Consider the following 21,775-nt stretch of genomic DNA (forward strand, 5'->3'; position numbering starts at 1 on the left):
TGGAAACGCTACATGCCGCGGGCAGCTATTGTGCAAGCGAGCGACATCATGCACCGCCTTGGCAGCGTGCAAGACATCGCCTCAACATTTTCGATGGTAGCCAAACCCGCCATATTTCACCCCTCTTCAATACATCCCCGCAGCCGTTGTCCCCCAACGAACTGCGAATGTCCGGATGCTTCGCCCATTTCTGTTACAATCAGATGACGAACAGTGAGCACTGCAACCTTTATCCGTATTTTTAAAGGATCGGGGGCAGAGTTCAGCTTATAAATTTTTATTATTTTGTAGGGATTTAGCAAAAATCCCTACAGACACACGCATTTTCTTTTATTGCCGCTGATTTTTTTTAAGAGTGCCGCTGCAAACCTGCGTTTGGCGCTAGTCGTCGCACTTACCCCTTGGAAAGCGCGATGACCGGGTCCAGTTGCGAAGCGTTTCGCGCTGGCAGATAGCCGAACACGACACCGATCAGCGTCGAACACAGGAAAGCTGCGATAATCGACGTGGTTGAATAGACAAGGCTGAAATTCGAGCTGAACAAGCTGAAGAGCAAGCCGAAGCCGAGCGCCGTCAGAATGCCCAGAACGCCGCCGATCAGGCAGACAAGCACCGCCTCGATCAGAAATTGCTGCAAGATATCGCTCTGTCGCCCGCCGACCGCCATGCGTACCCCGATTTCCGAAACACGTTCGGACACCGTGACGAGCATGATGTTCATCACCCCGATGCCGCCGACGATCAACGAAATAATGGCGATTGCCGCCACCAGAAGCGTCAGCGTCTGGGTCGTGCTGGTGATCGTCTTGCGAATATCGTCGGTGTTCAGGATGTAGAAATCCTTGGTGCCGTGGCGCTGCAACAGAAATTCGGTGACCGACTGCTCGGCCAGCGCCGTATCGATCCCGTCCTTGACCTGCAAGGTAATGCTGCGCAGCGAATTGCTTCCCAGAAACCGTGCCTGAACGGTGGTGTATGGCAGATAAAGCGACAGGTTTTGATTGGAGCCGAAACCGCCCTGCTGCGGCTCCATCACGCCGACAATGCGCGCGGGAACATTGCCGATCAGCAGCACCTGTCCCACCGGATTGATATCGGCAAACAGCGCGTTTTTGGTGTTCTGGTCGATGACCACATCCTGCGCCGTGGTTCGCACGCTTTCGCGGTCGAAAAACTGTCCATCGGCAATCTTGCTGCCCTTGGCGACAAAATATTGCTCGCTGACGCCATTTACCAGCGCATTGGACTCCTGCGAGCCGAAACGCACCGTGCTGTTTGTCGAGACTGTTGGCGTGGCAGCCGCGACATAGGGCTGTTTGGACAGTTCCAAAGCGTCCGAAACCACCAGCGTGGTGATTTTCCCGGATCGCACATCGCCGAAATCCTTGCCTGCGAAAATTTCCAGCGTATTGGTGCCGAGGCTGGAAATATTGGCCAGCACCCGCTCCTGCGAACCGCGCCCTAGCGCCACGACGCTGACGACCGAAGCGATGCCGATGATAATGCCCAGCATGGTCAGGAAGGTGCGCAGCTTATGCGCCCGCATCGAGAGCAATGCCATCAGAAAGGCCTCGCGGATCGAACCCATCAATCCATAGAGCGACAGCGCGCGCTTGCGCTTCGAGGCCGCATCTTCCGGGCTGACGGCGCTTTCCACGATTTCGGTCTTTTCCACCGGACGGTCGGCGATGATCTCGCCATCGCTGATTTCGATGATGCGTTCTGCCTTGCTGGCAATCGACATATCGTGGGTGACGATGATGACCGTGCGCCCTTCGGCATGCAGCTCACCCAGAATGCGCAGCACCTCTTCGCCGCTATGCTTGTCGAGCGCGCCGGTCGGCTCGTCGGCCAGAATAAGGCTAGCGTCGTTCATCAGCGCGCGCGCAATAGAGACGCGCTGCTGCTGCCCGCCGGAAAGCTGGCCGGGCCGGTGATGCAGCCGGTCACCCATGCCAAGACGCGTCAGCAAGGACCCGGCGCGCTTGGCACGCGCCGACGGGTCGATACCAGCATAGATCGCCGGTATCTCGACATTGCCGATGGCCGTCAGCTCTGGCAGCAGATGATAACGCTGGAAGATGAAGCCGAAATGCTCACGCCGCAGCGCGGCCAGTTCATCCACATCCATGGAGGCGGTTTCGCGACCGCCGATTTCGTAGCTGCCGGACGTTGGACGGTCCAGACAACCGAGAATATTCATCAGCGTGGATTTACCCGACCCCGACGCACCGACAATCGCCACCATCTCGCCAGAATTGATGGTGAGGTCGATGTCTTTGAGGACCGCGATGGAACTGTCCCCCGACGGGTACTCCCGCCGGACTTTTCTGAGGCGGATCAACGGTTCCGTCATGATCAGAAGCCCATCGGCGGGCCGCGACGGCCACCCGGGCTGGGGCTTGCCGCAGCACCTGCCGCCAATTGGCCGGTGACGACGCGTTCGCCTTCATCGAGGCCCGATTTCACCTGAACCATCACCTTGTTGTTCAGGCCGATTTCAATCTTCTTGCGTGAGATCTGGCCCTTGTCATCGACCACGCGCACCGTATAGCGGCCATCCGCATCGGGCGCACCCAAGGCAGAGGACGGAATGGTCAGGACATTGTTCTCCTGCCCGAGAACGATGTGCACTTCCGCCGTCATATAGGTGCGCAGATGCCCGTCTTCATTCGGGATGGTGAAAAGGCCATTATAATAGATCGCCTCCGACGACGTACTGCTCGAAGAGGACGACGAGGACGAGCTTGAGGAACTGAAGCTGCTGTCGCTCTTGATCGATTCCGGCGCCGGTTCCACCGATTCAAGGCTTGCTTCATAGCGGCGGTCCTGATCGCCGAGCACCGTGAAATAAAGCGGCAGGCCGGGCTTCACCCGGACGATATCAGCTTCGGAAATTTCCGTATAAACCGTCATCCGGTCAAGCTGGCCGAGAATAACAATCGTCGGTGCGGATTGCGTTGCGTTGACCGTCTGGCCTTCCTGGCTGACGATGGAAAGAACGGTTCCCTCAATCGGCGCGGTGATCTGCGTATACCCGAGATTGGCTCTGGCGGTCTCGACGGCAACTTCGGCTGCCTTGATCTGGGCCCTGAGCGATTCAATCTGCGCCTGCGTCACATTCAGATCGGCAGCAGCCGTGTCGTAATCGGCCTGCGAAACAGCATGTTTGGCAAGCATGGCTTTCTGGCGGTTCAGCGTCTGCTGGTTCAGCGCCAGCGTCGCCTGCTTTTCCTTCAACTGCGCCTGCATGTTGGCAAGTGACGCCTCGGATGTTCGCAGGTCGTTTTTCTGCGTGGTGGAGTCGATCTCAGCAATGAGGTCATTCGCCTTCACGACCTGCCCAAGCTTCACCTTGACCGATGTGATGCGGCCCGATGCCTGCGCGCCGACCGCAACCAGACGAACCGGCTTAATGGTTCCCGTGGCAAGCACCGTGACTTCGATGTCGCTGCGGGTCGCAGTGGCGGTCATCATCGATGGTGTTTGGGACGACGATTGGCTGCGCCAGTAAAAATATCCGCACACGGCCACAGCGATGAGGACTGCGGTCGTGACGACGAGACGTTTAAAGCGCATTCAGGGAACCTTGCATATGCTCGTGGATTGAACGTGACCTCGGAAACCGGCCTCACAGGGCCGCATGATCAAGGGTCGAATTCGAAAAATCCAGTAGAAATCTATAATTGCTGGCAATCTTTTCAATTCCGGCATCTGCCTTGGCCAATGTGTGACATTGGCAGCACATGCCGGAATGCGACCACCAAATCCGTATGAGGGGGATTTAACTTAGTTGGCGGCGGCAGTGGCCACCGCATTTCTCTTCGGAAGACGCGGACCCGTATTCACGTCCACGACTTCCGGTTTGGAAACTTCAATGGCGCCACTCCAGCCACCGCCAAGCGCCTTGTTGAGCGCGATATAGTCGGTAGTGATCAGAACCTGGCTGGCGATCAGTGAATCCTCCGCCGAATAGAGCGAACGCTGGGCCTCCAGAAGATCGAGGAAGCTCTGCGTACCCGACTGATAGAGCGAACGTCCAAGCGACGCCGCCTCGCGATAATGGCGAGCCGATGTTGCAAGCTTGGACGATTTGATGCGCTCCTGCGCCAGCGAAACGATAGCGTTTTCGACTTCTTCAAGCCCGGTCAGGATCGAAGAGCGGTAGGCGATAAAATACTGGTCGCGCTGCGCCTGCGCCATCTCGACGGCTGCCTTCAGCTGGCCGCCATTGAAGATCGGAACCGTGAGGGTTGGGCCGAACGACCAGCTGATCGACGAACTTTTGCCGAGATCGCCGATCTTGGTGGCCGAGGTCGCAATATCGCCCGTCAGGCTGAGACCTGGATAGCGGGCGGCTTCCGCCTGACCGACCTTGGCCGTGTATTGCGCATATTGACGTTCAGCCAGCCGCACATCCGGGCGGGAGAGAAGAATGTCTGCCGGAATGCCCGTGGGCATCGGCAGTTTCGGCTTGGGGATCGCCTTAACCTTGTTCATGCGCTCGGCAAGTGCGGCAGGCGCGCGACCTGTCAGCACAGAAAGCCGATGCACGGAAGCGGCATAGGCCGCTTCAAGGTCCGGTATATTGGCCTCTGTCGAAGCCGCCTGACCGGATGCGTTGGAAAGATCGACCGCCGACGATGCGCCCGCCTCGAATTTGTTGCGCGTCAGGGTCGCCGTTTCGCGCTGTGAAGCGGCGGTCCGCCGGGCCAGCGCGGCACGCGCCTGATAACCGCGTGCTTCGACATAATTCGTAGTTACATCGCCAATCAGCGTCACGAGCGTATTGCGCAGGTCTTCTTCCGAGGCATCCATGCCGTATTTGGCGGCTTCCACCGACCGGCGGTTGGCGCCGAACAGATCTATTTCCCAGCTTGCATCCAGTCCGCTCTGGAACTGGCTGCTGGTGCTCGCCGTGCCACTGACCGAAGAGCCTGTGCGGCTGCGGGTCGCCGAAGCGGAACCGTCCAGTGACGGCAGCAGCGTGCCGACCGACTGACGATAGGTAGCGCGCGCCTCGCGCACGCGGGCCTTGGCGGTTGCAACATCCAGATTGCCCGCAACCGCTTCCTCTACGAAAGCATTGAGCAATGGATCGTTGAGCCGCTTCCACCATTCGGCCAGTTCCGCGGGCTTTGCCGGTTTTTGCTGCTTCTTGTTGCCCCAGTTGGAAGGCATGTTGATCAGGGGCGACTGATAGTCCGGCCCGACCACACAACCGCTGACGGTCGCAACAAGACACAACGTGGCCAGCACTTTCATCATGCGGCGGACGCGCTGATCCTGTCTGGTGCAGGGGTTGTGGTCAAAAGTCGCTGCAAGGCGGGTGAGATCATTTGTCGACATGGTTTGATTCCGTCTGCGTCTGCGGCGACACCGATTGAGTTTGACTGGATTTGCCCTTGAAGATGCGCCGAACGGCAACGAAGAGCAGCGGAACAAGAAAGACACCTATCACGGTTGCGGCGATCATCCCGCCCATGACGCCGATACCGATTGCGTTCTGCGCACCCGAACCGGCACCGCTTGCAATGGCCAGCGGAGTGACGCCCAGAATGAAGGCGAATGATGTCATCAGGATCGGTCGCAGGCGCTGTCGAGCGGCCTCCAGCGTCGCCTCGACCAGCCCCATGCCTGCCGCTTGCCGCTCTATCGCAAATTCGACGATCAGAATAGCATTCTTTGCGGCAAGACCGATGGTGGTGAGAAGACCGACCTTGAAATAAACGTCGTTACTCTGCCCGAAAATCGTTGCGCCCAAAAGTGCGCCGAAAATGCCGATCGGCACGGAAAGCATGACTGCAAACGGGATGGACCAGCTTTCATAAAGCGCGACGAGACATAGGAACACCACCAGAACCGAAATCGCATAGAGTGAGGCTGCCTGATTGCCGGAAAGCTGTTCCTGATAGGAAAGTCCGGTCCATTCATGGGCAAATCCGGACGGCAATTGCGTCATCAGATTGTCTATTTCATCCATAGCGACACCGGAACTGACGCCGGGTGCCGCTTCGCCCTGAATTTCCACGGCGGACGAGCCGTTATAGCGTTCCAGTCGCGGCGAGCCATATTTCCAGTAGCCGGTTGCAAAGGCTGAAAACGGCACCATGATGCCATCGGCGTTGCGGACCTGCCATTTCTCCAGATCTTCCGGCTGCATGCGGAAATTGCTGTCGCCCTGAACATAGACCGGTTTGATGCGACCCCTGTCGATGAAATCATTGACATAGGCGCTGCCCCAGGCTGTCGACAGCGTGCTGTTGATATCGGCCAGCGAAACGCCCAAAGCACTCGCCTTTTCCTGATCGATATTGATCGCGAATTCAGGCGTATCTTCCTGCCCGTTCGGGCGCGTATTGGCCAGAAGGTTGCTTTTGCCCGCCAGCGCCAGCAACTGGTTGCGTGCCTCGATCAGCTTGGCGTGACCGGCGCCATTGACATCTTGCAGAAAGAAATCGAAGCCGCTCGAATTGCCCATGCCCTGAATGGCAGGCGGCGCCAGCGCAAAAACCTTGCCGTCGCGAATTGTCGAGAAGAATTTCATGGCGCGTCCGGCGACCGCGCTTGCCGACAGATCAGCAGATTGGCGCGCTTCGAAATCTTTCAGACGCACGAAGGCCAGACCGACATTCTGTCCCTGCCCGCCATAACCAAAGCCGATTACGCTCATCACGCCTTCGACCGCATCCTTCTCCTGATTGAGATAGAAATCCGTCACCTGCTTCATGACCCGTTCGGTACGGTCCTGCGTAGCGCCCACGGGAAGCTGAACGCTGGTCATCAGCGTGCCCTGATCTTCCTGCGGCAGGAACGAGCTTGGCAGACGGTTGAACATCCAGCCCATGGCAACCACGATCAGCGCGAAGACCAGAAGGTAACGGAATGACCGCGTGAGGATTCCATTCACGCCACGGCGATAGGCATTCGTTGTCCGGTCGAAACCGCGATTGAACCAACCGGAAATGCCGCGCTGCTTCGCATGGCCTTGGACCGGCTTCAAAAGCGTGGCGCACAAAGCGGGCGTCAGGATCAGCGCGACCACCACCGACAGGATCATCGCCGATACGATGGTGACCGAGAACTGGCGATAGATGACGCCGACCGATCCGCCGAAAAAGGCCATCGGAATAAACACCGCCGAAAGCACCGTCGCGATGCCAACCAGTGCGCCGGTGATCTCGCCCATGGATTTGATCGTGGCCTCCCTTGGCGGAAGTCCTTCCTCCTCCATCACGCGCTCGACATTTTCCACGACGACAATCGCGTCATCCACCAGAAGGCCGATGGCCAGCACCATGGCGAACATGGTGAGCGTATTGACGGAATAGCCGAAGATCGCCAGCACCCCGAACGTGCCCAACAGAACCACCGGAACGGCCAGCGTTGGAATAAGCGTGGCGCGGATGTTTTGCAGGAACACCAGCATCACGACGAAAACCAGAATGATCGCCTCGATCAGTGTCTTGATCACTTCCTCGATAGACAAGCGCACGAAGGGCGTCGTGTCATAAGGATAAACGACCTCCACCCCCGCTGGCAGCGTTTCCTTCAGGTTCCCGATTGCTTCCTGCACCCCTTCCGCCGTGCTGATCGCATTTGCGCCGGTGGCGAGATAAATGCCGATGGCGCCCGAAGGCAGACCGTTATAACTGGATTCACTCGTATAGCTTTCCGAACCCAGTTCCACGCGGGCCACATCGTTCAACCGCACCAGCGCGCCATCGGTCGTACTTTTCAAAATAATGTTGCGGAACTGTTCCGGCGTTTGAAGACGGCTTTGCGCCGTCACCGTCGCATTGAGCTGTTGACCCTTATTGGCTGGCATTGCGCCCAGCTGACCAGCCGAAACCTGCGTGTTCTGCGCCTCAATCGCCGAAGCGACATCGCCCGGCATCAGCGCATATTTCGCAAGCTGGTCGGGGTCCAGCCAGATGCGCATTGCATAGCCGGAACCGAAAATGCGCGTATCGCCCACGCCTTCGACGCGCTTCAGCGTATCGTTGAGCGAGCTGTCGATATAGTCAGCCAGATCGTTGGCTGTCAGCTTGCTATCGGTCGAGACAAAGCCGATGACCATCAGAAAGCTTTCGGACGACTTGCTGACTGTCAGACCCGTGCTCTGTACGCTCTCCGGCAGCTGCGACTGGACGAGCTGCAGCTTGTTTTGCACCTGCATTTGCGCCACGTCGGGATCGGCGGCGCTGGTGAAGGTCAACGTAATCGTTGCCGAGCCGGTCGAGGTCGAGTTGGCCGTCATGTAATCCAGATTGTCGATGCCGGTCATGCCCTGCTCGATCACCTTGGTAACCGAGTTTTCGACCGTTTCGGCATCTGCGCCCGCGTAAGTGGCGCTGATGCGCACCGTGGTCGGCGCGATCTGCGGATATTGCGAGATCGACAGGGAACTCAGCGCCAGCAAACCGCCAAGCATGATGACAATCGCAATGACCCAGGCAAAATTGGGCCTGTTGATGAAGAAATTCGACATGGTCTATTCCTTCACCGCCGCGTTGCCGGTCTGGTTCTGGGTCAACTGACTGCCAGCGCCATCGGTCGTCTGCGCCTGTTTGCGCTCGCGCACCTCGCCGGTCGTATCATCAACAATGACATCGACCGCCTGCACTTCCTGACCGGCGCGGACGAGCTGCGATCCTTCCACGATGACCCGGTCGCCAGCCGCAACGCCGCCGTTGACCAGCCAATTATTGCCGACGCTCTGGCGGACTTCGAGGACGCGCTCCTCTACCTTGTTCTCGGCATTGACGAAAAGGCCGGTCGGCTCGCCCTTGGCATTGCGCGAAACGCCGCGCTGCGGCAGGAGGAAGCTGTTGGGCGCAACGCCCTCTTCCACCAGCGCGCGCACGTACATGCCCGGCAGAAGCAGTCGATCCGGATTGGGGAATGTGGCGCGGAGCGTAAAGGTGCCCGTCGTCTCGCTGACTGCGGATTCTGCAAATTCCAGCTTGCCCGGCAGCGGATAGATCGCGCCGTTTTCCAACTTGAGCCGCACGCTGACATTTTCACCACTGATCTTGATGCGCCCATCCTGGATGGCCTGACGAAGATTGAGCAGATTGGTGCTCGATTGCGTCACATCGACATTGATGGGGTCAAGCGTGCGGATGGTGGTCAGCGCCGTGTCCTGGCTGGCTGTCACCAGCGCGCCGGGCGTCAGGGTCGAGCGGTCGATGCGTCCGCTGATCGGCGCCTTGATCGACGTATAATCAAGGTTGATACGCGCCGTTTCCAGCGCGGCTTTCGCTGCCGCAACATCGGCCTTGGCCTGCGCCAGCGATGCAACCGCATTGTCGAGGTCCTGCTTGCTGACGGCGTTCTGCTTGATCAGCCCCTGATAGCGCGTCACCATGGATTGCGCGCTGGGTACAGTCGCTTCCGCCCGCTGGAGATCGGCAGCTGCACTCTCATAGGCAGCCTTATAGCTGGCAGGTTCGATCTGATAGAGCGCATCGCCCTCTTTGACCTCGCTGCCTTCCGTAAACAGCCTCTGCTCGATGATACCGCCAACCTGTGGTCTGACTTCCGCCACTAGCGACGCGGTGGTGCGCCCCGGCATTTCGGCATTGATCGAGACCGATTGCGGCTGCAAGGTCACAACGCCAACCTCCGGTTTCGGCAGCGCCGCGGCATTGGTGCCCGCCTTCTGGGATTGCTCCTGCGAACAGGCAGAAACCAGCAGAAGCGACGCGGCGGCCAGCGCCATTCCGAAAGACCGCGCATCTGGGAGGAAGCGACACGGTTTGCTACGGGAAATCAGCGGCTGAACCATACTATAAACCTTGTTTACTGAGCGATTTGGTTGCGACCGGCAGCGTCACGGTTTGCGCGATGCCGTTCGGCGTTTTGTTGGCGATATCGATGCGCCCTCCCATGCGCTCGATAATTTCCTTGGCGATGGCCAGCCCAAGCCCCGCACCGGGATGCATTTTCCGGCGTCCCGCATCGACCCGGAAGAAGGGCTCGAAAATGCGCCCTATCAATTCTTCAGGAATGCCCGGACCGTTATCTTCTATAAGAACGACTGCTTCGCCGTTCTTCTCAACACTCGACACAACAGCGTGATGGCCATGGGTTGCCGCGTTGATCATCAGGTTGCGCAAGGCGCGCGTCAGCGCAATCGGGTTGGCCTGCACGACGAGGGGCTGCGCGGTTTTCACCGGCTGCAACTCTGCCGAATAGCCAATCGCCCGCAGTTCCGCGACCAGTTCGGTCACGAGGCGGTCGAGCTGCAAAATCTCCGTCGCGCCGTTGCTGTCCACTTCCTCGCGCACGAGACGAATGGCGCTGTCGGCGATGGAATCGAGCTCTTCGAGATCTGCCAGCCATTTCGCACGCTCCGCCTCATCTGCGACGAATTCGGCGCGCAGCCGCATCCGCGTCATCGGTGTGCGCAGATCATGACCGGCGGCGGCAACCAGCCGCATGCGGCTTTCCATTGCCGTCTTGAGCCTCGTTGACAGGCGGTTGATGGCCTTTGCAGTTGCGCGCACTTCGCCCGATCCGGTTTCGGGGATCAGCGGCAGGACGCCATCCGGCCCGATGCGCGTCACCGCCCCTTCGAGCAGGCGCAGCGGCTTCGTGATCTTGGCAGCGGCGAACAATGAAATGACAGCACTGCCCAGCACAATCAGGCAGACCCACAAAGCCAGCACGCGAGCGGCGCCTTCCGGCGGCCCCATTTGCGGAATTTGCAAAATGATCCACCGATCCTCGCCAAGTTTGACCGAGACATTGTCCGTCCTCGGCGTGTCCGCATGGCTGACGATCAGCGGCCAGTCCTTACCGTTTGCAGCCAGCGCGCGCGAGATGAAGCGGGTTCCCCTCTCATCGACATTCGTATCAATGGGTTTGTCCTGAACGACAAGGCCATAGGCTTGCGCTGCTGCCGGGTTCTGAGTGAACAGCGACACCTGCAGCATGATCTGGCGCGCCAGCGGATCAGACGTCAGTTCGCGCGGCGGCGGACTGAGTACGCGGTCCGCCGCAAATGTCGCCAGTCCCACAACGGAGACGATGGCGCAGATCAACAACAGAGCGATGCGATTGCGCAATGTGTTCATCGCGTCACAACCGATGTTTTGACCGGTATCGTCAGCTGATAGCCGCCATTGCGCACGGTCTTGAATACATCGCCAGCCTGACTGTCATCAAGCTTGCGGCGCAACCGGCTCATAAGAACGTCAATCGAGCGATCAAGCGGGCCGCGTCCCCGCCCCTGTGTGAAATCGAGCAGCTGGTCACGCGACAATAGCCGACCAGGACGCTCCACGAATACTTTGAGCAGATCGAATTCAGCCGCCGTCAGATCGACCTGCGCGCCATCATCCCTCGCAACCTTGCGCAGCTGCGGGTCGAGGACGAAGGCGCCGAAATGGAAAAGCGTAACATCATCATTAGTGGATAATGGAACATGCTGGCTGCGGCGCAGCACAGCCTTGATGCGAGCCGTCAGTTCGCGCGGATTGAACGGCTTGCCCAGATAGTCATCCGCGCCGATTTCCAGACCGATGATGCGATCCACATCCTCTTTCAATGCAGTCAGCAGGATGACCGGAATGCTAGGCTCCCGGTCACGCAGCCGCCTGCAAATGTCGAGGCCCGAACCATCCGGCAACATGACATCCAGAACAATCAGATTGGGGTTGGTCTCCGTGAGACGCTTTTCGCATTCGCGGCGATCGCCCGCCACCGAAACGCGAAAACCCTGCTCGCTGATATAGCGCGACAACAACGAGCGGATTTCCGGGTCGTCATCGACGATCAGTATATGGGGCGGAACGCTCATTCGGGCTCGTGACGTTATCAATCAGGTGTTGTTGAAAAACACTATAGCCACTTCACGGCGGGCGGTTTTCATTTTTTTGTAACCGAATATTTCCGCGTCGAAGCCAGAAACATTCCGCAACAAATGAGCCTTGAACCGCCTGTCCGGCAACAACCGGACCAGGCGCAGTTTCTTCAACACCGTGCCGGCTCGGCCGTGATCGAACAGGGATCACGCCCTTTCACTGATGACGCGCCGCAAAAGAGTATTGGCCGTGTTGATATCGGAACTCTCAAATTCCCGGAACAGATTCTGGTGCACACTATCCAGGATCGTCTGCATGATGGAAACGACACGACGCCCCTCGTCGGTCAGCCTGATCCGGTTGGCCCGCCGGTTGTTCTCATCCACCTCGCGGCGCGCCAGCTGCAGCGCTTCGAGTGAATCGATCATCCGCACCAGCGATGCAGCCGTCAGCCCCATTTCCGTCGCGATATCGATTTGCTTGGCGCCATCGCCCACATAGGCGATCCAGAACAGGCAGGCCGCAACCCCGGAATCAAGTCCAAGGTCCAGCAGCGCCTCATTGGCCAGTGATCGCCATATTTTCGCGGAGACAAGTATATTCGCCATCAAGTCGCGCAATAAAATCATTTTTTCTGCGTCAATCGTCATCGATAAACTTCTTTTCCAATTAGCCGCTCCAAAGGAACGATTAAATCCTCTCATTTTGAAATGCATGATTATACTATCAATCAAATTCGCAAAATCGCAACTTTTTGAAAAATAATGAGAATTTTATAATTAGTTATATAACTATTTCATAGTTTGATTTATTGGTAATCCATATCTAATCATGTAAAAGTAAAAATACAAATCGATATTTATTATATAAATTGGTATCTCTTATGCAACATAACAACTCTATTGGATTTAATTACTTTAAGTTCCATTGAGACCGAAGCTTTGCCGCGATATACATGAACTCTCTCAAAGTTCACGCTGAATCGAGGCAACTCTTATGAAAATGAAGACCGTTCTGATCTCTTCGGCAGCGACGATGATGTCTTTTTCATCTTACGCTGCCGACGCAATCATCGCACCGGAGCCGGAAGCCGTTGAATATGTGCGTGTTTGCGACACCTATGGCGCGGGCTATTTTTACATCCCCGGCACCGAGACCTGCCTGCGCATTCATGGCTATGTGCGTTACGACATGAATGGCGCTGATAATGTCTTTTCGGGCATAGATCGAGAAGGCTGGGACAAGGGCGCCCGTTTTGCGTTGCGCACCTCGACTGCTTCCGAAACCGAACTGGGCACGTTGAAGACTTTCACCGAGACCCGATTCAACTATTGGGCAAATAATTCGCGCAGAACCGACGTTTATGGCTGGAGCGGCTCGGAAGTCGTTCTCCAATTCGCCTATATCGAACTGGGTGGTCTCAAAGTCGGCATCGACGAGTCAGAATTCCACACTTTCACCGGCTATCTCGGCGACGTCATTAACGACGACGTGGTTTCTCCCGGCGCCTATCGCACAGGCAAGATCTCTTACACATTCGCAAGCAGCAGCGGCTTCTCCGCAGTGATCGCTCTCGAAGAGGGCGGCGACAACGATAACGGTTACAGAAATCCGACAGGCCATCATTACACGATCGACGGTTATGTGCCGCATGTCGTCGGCGGCCTGAAATATGCAGGCGGCTGGGGCTCTATTGCGGGCGTCGTTGCGTATGATTCCGTTATCGAAGAATGGGCGGCCAAGCTTCGCGGCGACGTCAATCTGACCGACCGTTTCTCGCTCTGGTTACAGGGCGGCTATGCTTCGGAAGAAGACCCGGACCAGATGTACGGCCAATGGGGCGGCGACTGGGCTGTTTGGGGCGGCCTGAAATTCCTGGCAACCGACAAGGTCGCGTTCAATCTCCAAGGTGCGCATGACGATTGGGGCAAGACGGCTGCTGCCGCCAATATTGCCTACCAAATTGTCCCCGGCTTCACCATCACGCCGGAAGTCAACTACACCAAATTCGGTGGGAACTGGAGGCGTTACGAAGCCGATTTTCGCGACAACAAGGTCAACGATGCCTGGGGCGGCACGGTGCGCTTCCAGCGGTCGTTCTAGTGGCAAAAATGGGCCCCACCAACACTACCAGTTTGTGATGATCTGACCTCCAGTCAAAAGGGCATCACAAAAGGGGGAGCAGCGACAGAACCCGCATCTGTCGCTGCTTTCTATATTTGCAATCAGCCGTCTTTATGCAGACAGCCGTCCGTAACGGGCCAGCACTTCGCGCAGCCTGTCGTGATCGATAGCCTGAACGCGCAGACGGTCGTAAGGCGTGCCGCCCATATCTTCAGCTGCCAGCATCGCATTGACCACTGCTTCCTCCACGCTATCGACCGCAGCGAGATAGAATGGATCGAGCGGCTCGTCATTCACCACTTCCATCTGGAGGAACGGCGCGGAACGGTGTTGCATCGGGCGCTGATTGGCCGTCGAGAAGGCCAGGAAAATATCGCCCGAATTGTTGCCGCCCGGCGTGCCATTGCGACCGATGCCGATCGCGGCGCGACGTGCCAGCCGCTGCAACTGATGTGGCATCAAGGGCAGGTCCGTTGCCAGCACCACGATGATGGAACCGCGCTCCTGCAACTGGCTTTGCGGCGTGCCGTCGCGCATATGCTGGCCAACCGGAACACCGGCAATGGTCAGCCAGTCGCGCTGGCCGTGATTGGCCTGCACCAGCGCGCCAATGGTGAAGCTGCGACCACCGAATTCCACGACGCGCGATGCCGTGCCCGTGCCGCCCTTGAAACCATAGGTGATCATGCCCGTGCCGCCGCCGCAATTGCCTTCCTGCACCGGGCCGGAGGCAACGCTGTCGAGCGACTTGCGCACATCGGCTTCGGTAACCGGAAAGCAGTTGATGTCGTTCAACACGCCGTCATAGGTCTCGGCAATAACGGGCATGATCCAGAGAAAATCGTCGGTCTTGTAGGTCGAGGCATAGCGGTCAACCATCCAGCGGGTGGTGGCGTGATGCGCCATGCCAATGCCATGCGTATTGGTGATGACGACGGGTCCCAGAAAATAACCGCCATCCGCGATCCAGTGCGTGCCGGTCATTTCGCCATTGCCGTTGAAACGATGCACACCAGCATAGACTGGAACAGGCGTTTCCGACTGCATGTGCGGCAGAATGGCCGTCACGCCACTGCGGACAGGACGCTTGCGGCCCGGGCGCGGCTCGTTCTCGATGATCGTTTGAAAGCCGACACCGACGCCATCAACATCGGTGATCGCATTATGCGGACCAGTGCGCCCGGTGAAAGGGATGCCAAGATCGCGGCCACGCGGTTTACGGATAGGTGTTTGTGAGGTCATGCTATTTCTACCGGGAACGAAATGAAGATCGGCAGAAGTCGTAGCACCGGTTTCTGCCGGTTGCTATTGAAGCTTTCGTAGCACGATAACTCCACGTCGGGCGAAGTCAAATAACCTTCGTCTCGTAGAAATAATATAGATCCAAAGATCCGAATGTAAAATCATAAAATATCACTATCCAAAAAAAACATATTTTAAGTTATTATTTATGATTTACAATTATTCGATTGAATTCAGAAAGCTCATCAATTATTGGCCTTATACCTTCTTCAGCCCTAGTTACTCTATCTTTCCATTTAATAAACTTTTTCCATCTTAAATTTAATTCTGGTAGAGTAATACCTTCACCATGCCAATTTATAGAATCGTTATTGCGAAGATATGATTCGATTTAGAGAACAACCCAAATTTTTTTGACAACGCTTCCTCATAATTTAACTTTGCAAAATCTGCCAAAATATTCACAGGAATAGGATATGTTAATCTGCTTATTAATATCTCTTCTGATTTGGACCATGCCGCCTCAATATGATTCAAATATCGGTCGTTTATGTCTTTGGCCGCTTTTCCAAATTCCGACGAGCGAGCCTGCAATTCTGAAAAGAAACCGTTGCTTGCGCGATGCGTCACATTGGTCGGGACACGCCCAAGAACCTTAGAGTTTTTTCCATAACTTACTGGTTCAACGCTAAAGCTCCCAATAACATCGCGACTGCCGCTCGATAAGCTTTGGGTTCGCCGAAGCGGCGACGATGAGTTGCCGCGCATTCCTTTTGCCGCAGCACGCGATTCTCTGGCGGCAATCACCTCGCCGGTAACGCCGACTTCCTCTATTAATTCTTCTTCCCACATTTTGCCACCTAAAGATGCAACTATTGAGAGTTTACACCCCAAGAAGGAAGAGCCAAGCCGCTCGTACTATCAGCTTCGCTTCGCCGACTTCTTTACGGATTTCACTAACAGCGCCTATCCCGCAACCACATCCAAGTCGAAGACGAGGCGGAGCCATCAGCTTGCAACAGCGCCAACCGTAAGCACGATCCACCAACAGCAATATATCAAATGATCTGTCCGTATCGTGCTGCTGCCGCGATATTCCGTGGAGGCCGGTCAGCCTCCGTATTCAGGGACGATCCAAAAATCATCCGAGAAAATGTCGGACCTTGCCGCAAGACAGGATATCACATTGTAACCGCAGCGCGAGACATGTATGATAAAGTGTCGAATATCTGAGATATCTCCAAATGCGTTACGAATCTTCCAATGAGTCCATTGCTGAAAGCTGCTATCGCCGCATTCGGACCGATATTATTTTCGGGCGGCTGGCGCCTGCGCAGCGGTTGCGGCTGGAAAGCCTGAAGGATTCCTACGACACCAGCGTGAGTACGTTGCGCGAAATCCTCAACCGGCTGTCATCGGAAGGTTTTGTCGTTGCCGAAGGCCAGCGCGGCTTCGAAGTCGCGCCCATGTCGGATGCCGATCTCAAGGAAATCGCTGCATTGCGCCTGTTGCTCGAAACCCACGCGCTGGAGCAATCCTTCGCTTTCGGCGGGATGGATTGGGAGGCGCAACTGGTCTCCGCGCACTACAAGCTTTCGCGGATGGAGCAGATCATGGCGTCAGGCGACGCCAGCCGGGCGGAAGAATGGAAACGCTATGACTGGGAGTTTCATCAGGCGCTAATTTCCGCCTGCGGTTCAAGATTGCTGATGGAAACCCACGCCACCGTCTTCGACAAATATCTGCGCTATCAGATGGTTGCGTTGTCCTATCGCGGCGATGTCGCCGAAAAGGAACACAAGCAATTGCTCGACGCTGCGCTAGCGCGCAATGCGACCGAAGCAAAAGCTATTCTTATCAAGCACATAGATGGCGGCGTCCAACATGCGCTGGCCGGGGGCACCTTGCCCTGATTTGCCACTGCCGTTGATCGTGACCGCCACGGAAAAGGAAACACCATGCTGCGGGAAGAAAGCGCACCCACCGAAACCGTCAGCGATGTAGTTTTCCGGCAGATCCGCAAGGACATCATCTCCGGGACATTACCGCCACGGGCCAAGATCAAGCTGGAACAGGCAAAGGAGCGCTATTCGATCAGCGTCTCGTCGCTGCGCGAGATCCTCAACCGGCTGACCACGGAAAATCTGGTCGTCGCTGAAGGGCAGCGCGGTTTTGAAGTGAGCCCGGCTTCCCGCAAGGAGCTTGAGGAACTGGCCGATCTGCGCTCGGTTCTCGAAACCCACGCCATCGGGCTTTCCTTCGCGGTCGGCGATCTGGAATGGGAAGGGCGTATCGTTGCGGCCCACCACAAGCTCGCCGCTGCGGAAAGAGTGCTGCTTGCGGGCGATGCATCGCGCACCATGGACTGGGTGCGTTACGACTGGGAGTTTCATCAGGCCATCGTCTCGGCATGCGATTCGCAAACACTGCTGACGGCGCTGTCCTCGGTGTTCGACCGCTTTTTGCGCTATCACATGCTGGCGCAGACCTTTCGCGGACGGCCCGTCGTGGATGACCACAAATTGCTATTCGAACTGGCCGTGGCGCGCGATGTCGAAGGCGCGCAAGCCGTTGTGCGCCGCCATATCCTGAGCGGCATGGATCATATTCTCAAAAGCGGGCGCATCGTCTGAACCGCATTCGCTCGTACATATCCGTCGGTTGTCTGTCGGAAAAATGCGTTTTGTGCAAAATACAAAATCTCATATGATTTTTATAAACTCGGTTGATTTGCCAAGCATCATCTGACAAAAATATACTCATACGGCCATCTGATCCACGGGAGAGGATCGACAGAGCGCCAGTTTTTGGGAGGAGGAACGAATGTTTAAATCGATGCTGACACGTCGCAACATGATGCTGGGTGCGGCGGCGCTGGTTGCCGCCGCCGGGATGACCAAGCCCGCATCCGCCATCACGCCGGAGGAAATCAAGGCGCGCGGCAAGCTGATCGTTGGTATTCAGGGCGACAATCCGCCATGGGGTTTCGTGACGAGCGCTGGCCAGCAGGACGGTCTTGACGCCGATATTGCCAATCTGTTCGGCAAGGAACTGGGCGTGCCGGTCGAATTCGTACCGCTCGAAGTCAACAACCGCATTCCCGCGCTGACCACCGGTCGCGTCGACGTGCTGTTCGCAACCATGGCGATGCTGCCGGAACGCGCCAAGGCGGTACAGTTCAGCAAGCCCTATGTGGCCAATGCCATTGTGCTGATCGGCCCGAAATCCATGTCGATCAAGACCAATGAAGATATGGCCAATCTCACCATCGCGGTTGCGAAGGGCGCTGCGCAGGACACGCAGGTGACCAAGAACGCACCATCCAGCGCCACCATCCGCCGCTATGACGGCGATGCGCCAAGCGTTCAGGCTCTGGCTTCGGGTCAGGTGCAGGCATTGGGCGGAAACATCTTCTACATGGACCGCGTCGAGAAGGCCCGTCCGGGCGAATTCGAAAACAAGCTGGAATTCCAGAAGCTCTATAACGGCGCCTGCACGCGTCTGGGCGAAAAGGAACTCAACGCCGCCATCAACAGCTTCATCGACAAGATCAAGGACAATGGCGAGCTGAAGAAAATCTACGACAAGTGGATGAAGGTGCCGGTTCCGGAATTCCCGGAAAAGCTTGAAGGCGTTTCCTTCACGGCGAACTGATAATTCAGCGATCCCGATTGCAGACGCTGGCTAAAAAGCATTCCCGGCAAAAGCGCGAAGCCGCTTTGCGTTCAAATGCATAAAAACAAGATTTGGATTGGCACCGGGGGGCGCCAATCCGATCCTAAAAACGCCAGCGTCTGCAACCGTTTCCTCATGTCGTAAAAACGGCTTACCCGCCGTTTCGGGAAGCACCATGTCCAGAACAATCTTTATCTTGAACGGCCCCAATCTCAATCTGCTCGGCGAGCGGGAGCCGACAGTCTATGGCACCACGACGCTTGCCGATATTCGCGACCGCGCGACACAGGTGGCCGAGACGCTGGGATTTGCGGTCGATTTTCGCCAGACCAATTTCGAGGGCGAACTGGTGGAAAGCGTGCATCAGGCGCGCAAAGGAGCCTGCGGCATCATCGTCAATCCCGCGGGCTATACTTTCACGTCGGTCGCCCTGCTCGATGCGTTGAAAATGTTCGACGGCCCGAAGATCGAGCTGCATATCTCAAACGTCCATGCCCGCGAGAGCATCTACCACAATTCGCTCATTTCGCGTGTCGCAACCGGTATCCTGATCGGGTTCGGCGCGAATGGGTATGAACTGGCCGTGCAAGCCATGGCGAAAATGGTCGACAAGGACTGACCGACAGACATCTGGCCAGCCGCGCCGGTCAATTGGAGCAAGAGAGCAACGGCGATCTCGCCGCGCCTTGATAAAAACAGACAGAGCGAACGATGAATTATACTCTGGATTTCACGCCGGTCATCGATGGCCTCCCCAGCCTGCTGCTTGCCTGTCTGGGCACCTTTACCCTGGCCATATTCGGCATGTTGCTGGCAATCGTCATCGGCATTGGCGGTGTTCTGCTGCGCGGTTCGCGCTACTGGTTTTTGCGATGGCTGGTCATCGGCTTTGTCGAACTCATCCGCAACACGCCCTTTCTCGTCCAGATATTCTTCATCTATTTCGCTCTGCCGCTGGCCGGTGTCCGGCTCGACCCGACGCCGACCGCCATCATTGCGCTCGGCATCAATGGCGGCGCCTATGCCATCGAAATCATTCGTGGCGGTGTTCAATCCATTCCGAAAGGCCAGATCGAGGCGGGCATCGCGCTTGGTCTGCATAAGGCGCAGGTCTTCCGATTGATCGTGCTGAAACCGGCCTTGCGGGCAATTTTCCCATCGCTGACCAGCCAGTTCATCCTGTTGACGCTGACGACCAGCATCGCCTCGGCAATCTCGGCCTATGAACTGACCTCAGTTGCCCAGCGCATCGAATCCGACAGCTTCCGCAGCTTCGAGGTCTATTTTACCGTCACGGCGTTCTATCTGGTGATTTCCTGGGTCATGATGCGCCTCTTCTCCTTCATTTCGGCGCGCTATTTCGCCTATCCGGTCAAGTAGGAGCATTCCCATGGGTCACGATGAATTCGTCTTCCTGCTGATCGGATTGAAGTGGACGGTCGCGCTCTCCGCCGTGGGCTTCGTCTGCGGCTGCACGGCCGGTCTTGGCATTGCCTTGCTTCGCACATCGGGCTTTCCTGTGCTGGAACGATTGACCGCTGGCTATATCGCGGTCTTTCAGGGCACGCCGCTCCTGATGCAGCTCTTCGTCGTCTATTATGGCCTTGCACTGATCGGGCTGAAACTCGATGCATGGCTGGCCGTCGCCATCGGCCTGACCCTGCATGCCAGCGCCTATCTTGGCGAAATCTGGCGCGGCTCGATTGAGGCGGTTCCCAAGGGACAGATGGAGGCCGCGAAAGCGCTGAGCCTTCGCTATTTCTGGCGCATGAAGGATGTAATCCTGCCGCAGGCGATCCGCATTTCGCTGCCCGCAACCATCGGCTTTCTGGTGCAGCTTATCAAGGGAACATCGCTTGCCTCCATCGTCGGCTTCACCGAGCTGACGCGGGCTGGCAACATCATTTCGAACCAGATTTTCGAGCCGCTCACCGTCTTCGGCATTGTGGGCATTCTCTACTTCCTGATGTGCTGCCCGCTGACGATCTTCGGCGCGCATCTTGAACGTAAATTTGCCGCGTCGAGCCGCTGAGCCTGACCCATGCCCGGAGTGACCCGATGATCCACCAGCCATCCGCCGAGCCCTCCGAAGCGATGATCCGCTTGCAGAATGTCGAGAAATGGTATGGCCATTTTCAAGCCTTGCACGATGTCAATCTGGCGGTGCGCAAGGGAGAAAAGATCGTTCTCTGCGGTCCCTCCGGCAGTGGAAAATCCACGCTCATCCGCTGCATCAATCATCTCGAAACCTACCAGAAGGGTGAAATCCACGTTGGCGGCATGTTGCTCGGCCATGCGGGCAAAACCATCGATGCGGTGCGCCGTGAGGTCGGCATAGTGTTTCAGCAGTTCAACCTGTTCCCGCATCTCACTGTGCTGCAAAACTGCATGCTGGCGCCCATGCGCTCGCTTGGAGCCAGCAAGGCCGATGCGGAAAAAAGCGCCAGGGCGCTTCTGGACCGGGTGAAAATTCTCGAGCAGGCCGATAAATATCCGTCGCAGCTTTCGGGCGGCCAGCAACAGCGCGTTGCGATTGCGCGAGCGCTCTGCATGAAGCCGAAGGTCATGCTCTTCGATGAACCGACCTCGGCCCTTGATCCGGAAATGGTCAAGGAAGTGCTCGACACCATGGTCAGCCTTGCCGAAGAAGGCATGACGATGATCTGCGTCACCCATGAAATGGGTTTTGCCCGTCAGGTGGCCGACCGCGTGATCTTCATGGCCGAAGGCGCGATTATTGAACAGGCGCCCCCGGACGAATTCTTCGCCAATCCGAAGCAGGAACGCACGCGCAAATTTCTGGGCGAACTATTGCACCACTAGTGGTCTGATTCCAACATTTGCATCCCTCGGTTCACGCGCTGAGCAAATGTTGGAATCAAAAAGATCACTAGCAAGTATATGTATCTAGTGGATTTTTCGAA

General features: G+C 56.8%; 19 protein-coding genes. 8 read left to right on the top strand and 11 right to left on the bottom strand.

The features are described from left to right. Positions 1-394 precede the first annotated feature (394 nt). From HWD97_RS14275 to HWD97_RS14315, 9 genes are all read right to left on the bottom strand, one after another. Positions 395-2,356, bottom strand: a complete 1,962-nt coding sequence (locus HWD97_RS14275) for a MacB family efflux pump subunit (RefSeq protein ID WP_121538209.1) — start codon at positions 2,354-2,356, stop codon at positions 395-397. A gap of 2 nt (positions 2,357-2,358) precedes the next feature. After that, positions 2,359-3,579, bottom strand: coding sequence for an efflux RND transporter periplasmic adaptor subunit (locus HWD97_RS14280; protein WP_121538207.1), 1,221 nt, complete (start codon positions 3,577-3,579; stop codon positions 2,359-2,361). A 210-nt stretch (positions 3,580-3,789) separates the two neighbouring features. Next, entirely contained in the window at positions 3,790-5,268 is a 1,479-nt protein-coding gene (locus HWD97_RS14285) for an efflux transporter outer membrane subunit (protein WP_371835164.1), read from the bottom strand. A gap of 67 nt (positions 5,269-5,335) precedes the next feature. After that, positions 5,336-8,491: an efflux RND transporter permease subunit gene (locus HWD97_RS14290; RefSeq protein WP_121538205.1), complete on the bottom strand. Its 3,156-nt coding sequence runs from the start codon at positions 8,489-8,491 to the stop codon at positions 5,336-5,338. A gap of 3 nt (positions 8,492-8,494) precedes the next feature. Next, positions 8,495-9,724, bottom strand: a complete 1,230-nt coding sequence (locus HWD97_RS14295) for an efflux RND transporter periplasmic adaptor subunit (protein WP_235858951.1) — start codon at positions 9,722-9,724, stop codon at positions 8,495-8,497. 67 nt (positions 9,725-9,791) lie between these two features. After that, positions 9,792-11,081, bottom strand: a complete 1,290-nt coding sequence (locus tag HWD97_RS14300) for an ATP-binding protein (RefSeq protein ID WP_109367150.1) — start codon at positions 11,079-11,081, stop codon at positions 9,792-9,794. Further along, positions 11,078-11,806, bottom strand: coding sequence for a response regulator (locus HWD97_RS14305; RefSeq protein WP_109367149.1), 729 nt, complete (start codon positions 11,804-11,806; stop codon positions 11,078-11,080). The genes HWD97_RS14300 and HWD97_RS14305 overlap by 4 nt, the downstream gene beginning before the upstream one ends. Before the next feature lie 21 nt (positions 11,807-11,827). Then, a complete protein-coding gene (locus tag HWD97_RS14310) occupies positions 11,828-11,986 on the bottom strand; it encodes a hypothetical protein (RefSeq protein WP_167836076.1) in 159 nt (52 codons plus the stop codon). Between the two features lie 30 nt (positions 11,987-12,016). Beyond that, positions 12,017-12,526 (bottom strand): MarR family winged helix-turn-helix transcriptional regulator, encoded by a 510-nt coding sequence (locus HWD97_RS14315; RefSeq protein WP_121538201.1) that lies wholly within the window; start codon positions 12,524-12,526, stop codon positions 12,017-12,019. Between the two features lie 280 nt (positions 12,527-12,806). On the opposite strand from HWD97_RS14315, the gene HWD97_RS14320 reads away from it, so the two are divergent. Then, a complete protein-coding gene (locus tag HWD97_RS14320; protein ID WP_109367147.1) occupies positions 12,807-13,913 on the top strand; it encodes a porin in 1,107 nt (368 codons plus the stop codon). A 132-nt stretch (positions 13,914-14,045) separates the two neighbouring features. Here HWD97_RS14320 and HWD97_RS14325 read toward each other — a convergent pair whose 3' ends face one another. Together HWD97_RS14325 and HWD97_RS14330 are read right to left on the bottom strand one after the other, a co-directional pair. Continuing rightward, positions 14,046-15,176, bottom strand: a complete 1,131-nt coding sequence (locus tag HWD97_RS14325; RefSeq protein ID WP_124916280.1) for a P1 family peptidase — start codon at positions 15,174-15,176, stop codon at positions 14,046-14,048. Between the two features lie 357 nt (positions 15,177-15,533). Continuing rightward, on the bottom strand, positions 15,534-16,028 hold the full coding sequence (locus HWD97_RS14330) for a hypothetical protein (RefSeq protein ID WP_109367145.1): 495 nt from the start codon (positions 16,026-16,028) through the stop codon (positions 15,534-15,536). A 392-nt stretch (positions 16,029-16,420) separates the two neighbouring features. Between HWD97_RS14330 and HWD97_RS14335 the strand changes: the two genes are divergently transcribed. The 7 genes from HWD97_RS14335 (at position 16,421) to HWD97_RS14365 (ending at position 21,674) form a co-directional block, all read left to right on the top strand. Next, positions 16,421-17,089, top strand: a complete 669-nt coding sequence (locus HWD97_RS14335) for a GntR family transcriptional regulator (protein ID WP_109367144.1) — start codon at positions 16,421-16,423, stop codon at positions 17,087-17,089. Between the two features lie 45 nt (positions 17,090-17,134). Beyond that, positions 17,135-17,809 (top strand): GntR family transcriptional regulator, encoded by a 675-nt coding sequence (locus HWD97_RS14340; protein WP_109367143.1) that lies wholly within the window; start codon positions 17,135-17,137, stop codon positions 17,807-17,809. Positions 17,810-17,999: 190 nt separating this feature from the next. Then, positions 18,000-18,830, top strand: coding sequence for a transporter substrate-binding domain-containing protein (locus tag HWD97_RS14345; protein ID WP_109367142.1), 831 nt, complete (start codon positions 18,000-18,002; stop codon positions 18,828-18,830). A gap of 196 nt (positions 18,831-19,026) precedes the next feature. Beyond that, positions 19,027-19,470 carry a type II 3-dehydroquinate dehydratase gene (locus HWD97_RS14350; RefSeq protein WP_109367141.1) on the top strand — a complete coding sequence of 148 codons (444 nt, stop codon included), beginning with the start codon at positions 19,027-19,029 and terminating at the stop codon, positions 19,468-19,470. A gap of 92 nt (positions 19,471-19,562) precedes the next feature. After that, complete coding sequence (locus HWD97_RS14355; protein ID WP_109367140.1) at positions 19,563-20,231, top strand: amino acid ABC transporter permease; 669 nt, start codon at positions 19,563-19,565, stop codon at positions 20,229-20,231. A 10-nt stretch (positions 20,232-20,241) separates the two neighbouring features. Continuing rightward, positions 20,242-20,883 carry an amino acid ABC transporter permease gene (locus tag HWD97_RS14360; protein ID WP_109367139.1) on the top strand — a complete coding sequence of 214 codons (642 nt, stop codon included), beginning with the start codon at positions 20,242-20,244 and terminating at the stop codon, positions 20,881-20,883. Between the two features lie 62 nt (positions 20,884-20,945). Next, positions 20,946-21,674, top strand: a complete 729-nt coding sequence (locus HWD97_RS14365) for an amino acid ABC transporter ATP-binding protein (protein WP_371835165.1) — start codon at positions 20,946-20,948, stop codon at positions 21,672-21,674. Positions 21,675-21,775 lie beyond the last annotated feature (101 nt).

The organism is Ochrobactrum sp. C6C9 (genome assembly GCF_022627935.1).
GTDB classification, from domain to species: domain Bacteria; phylum Pseudomonadota; class Alphaproteobacteria; order Rhizobiales; family Rhizobiaceae; genus Brucella; species Brucella teleogrylli.

What these genes read in the sequence shown, in the direction of transcription:
- HWD97_RS14330 (WP_109367145.1), bottom strand. Translation starts at nt 16,028, where the DNA reads ATGTGGGAAGAAGAATTAATAGAGGAAGTCGGCGTTACCGGCGAGGTG.
- HWD97_RS14290 (WP_121538205.1), bottom strand. Translation starts at nt 8,491, where the DNA reads ATGTCGAATTTCTTCATCAACAGGCCCAATTTTGCCTGGGTCATTGCG.
- HWD97_RS14365 (WP_371835165.1), top strand. Translation starts at nt 20,946, where the DNA reads ATGATCCGCTTGCAGAATGTCGAGAAATGGTATGGCCATTTTCAAGCC.
- HWD97_RS14335 (WP_109367144.1), top strand. Translation starts at nt 16,421, where the DNA reads ATGCGTTACGAATCTTCCAATGAGTCCATTGCTGAAAGCTGCTATCGC.
- HWD97_RS14360 (WP_109367139.1), top strand. Translation starts at nt 20,242, where the DNA reads ATGGGTCACGATGAATTCGTCTTCCTGCTGATCGGATTGAAGTGGACG.
- HWD97_RS14280 (WP_121538207.1), bottom strand. Translation starts at nt 3,579, where the DNA reads ATGCGCTTTAAACGTCTCGTCGTCACGACCGCAGTCCTCATCGCTGTG.
- HWD97_RS14315 (WP_121538201.1), bottom strand. Translation starts at nt 12,526, where the DNA reads ATGCATTTCAAAATGAGAGGATTTAATCGTTCCTTTGGAGCGGCTAAT.
- HWD97_RS14325 (WP_124916280.1), bottom strand. Translation starts at nt 15,176, where the DNA reads ATGACCTCACAAACACCTATCCGTAAACCGCGTGGCCGCGATCTTGGC.
- HWD97_RS14345 (WP_109367142.1), top strand. Translation starts at nt 18,000, where the DNA reads ATGTTTAAATCGATGCTGACACGTCGCAACATGATGCTGGGTGCGGCG.
- HWD97_RS14300 (WP_109367150.1), bottom strand. Translation starts at nt 11,081, where the DNA reads ATGAACACATTGCGCAATCGCATCGCTCTGTTGTTGATCTGCGCCATC.
- HWD97_RS14350 (WP_109367141.1), top strand. Translation starts at nt 19,027, where the DNA reads ATGTCCAGAACAATCTTTATCTTGAACGGCCCCAATCTCAATCTGCTC.
- HWD97_RS14340 (WP_109367143.1), top strand. Translation starts at nt 17,135, where the DNA reads ATGCTGCGGGAAGAAAGCGCACCCACCGAAACCGTCAGCGATGTAGTT.
- HWD97_RS14305 (WP_109367149.1), bottom strand. Translation starts at nt 11,806, where the DNA reads ATGAGCGTTCCGCCCCATATACTGATCGTCGATGACGACCCGGAAATC.
- HWD97_RS14355 (WP_109367140.1), top strand. Translation starts at nt 19,563, where the DNA reads ATGAATTATACTCTGGATTTCACGCCGGTCATCGATGGCCTCCCCAGC.
- HWD97_RS14285 (WP_371835164.1), bottom strand. Translation starts at nt 5,268, where the DNA reads ATGATGAAAGTGCTGGCCACGTTGTGTCTTGTTGCGACCGTCAGCGGT.
- HWD97_RS14320 (WP_109367147.1), top strand. Translation starts at nt 12,807, where the DNA reads ATGAAAATGAAGACCGTTCTGATCTCTTCGGCAGCGACGATGATGTCT.
- HWD97_RS14295 (WP_235858951.1), bottom strand. Translation starts at nt 9,724, where the DNA reads ATGGCGCTGGCCGCCGCGTCGCTTCTGCTGGTTTCTGCCTGTTCGCAG.
- HWD97_RS14275 (WP_121538209.1), bottom strand. Translation starts at nt 2,356, where the DNA reads ATGACGGAACCGTTGATCCGCCTCAGAAAAGTCCGGCGGGAGTACCCG.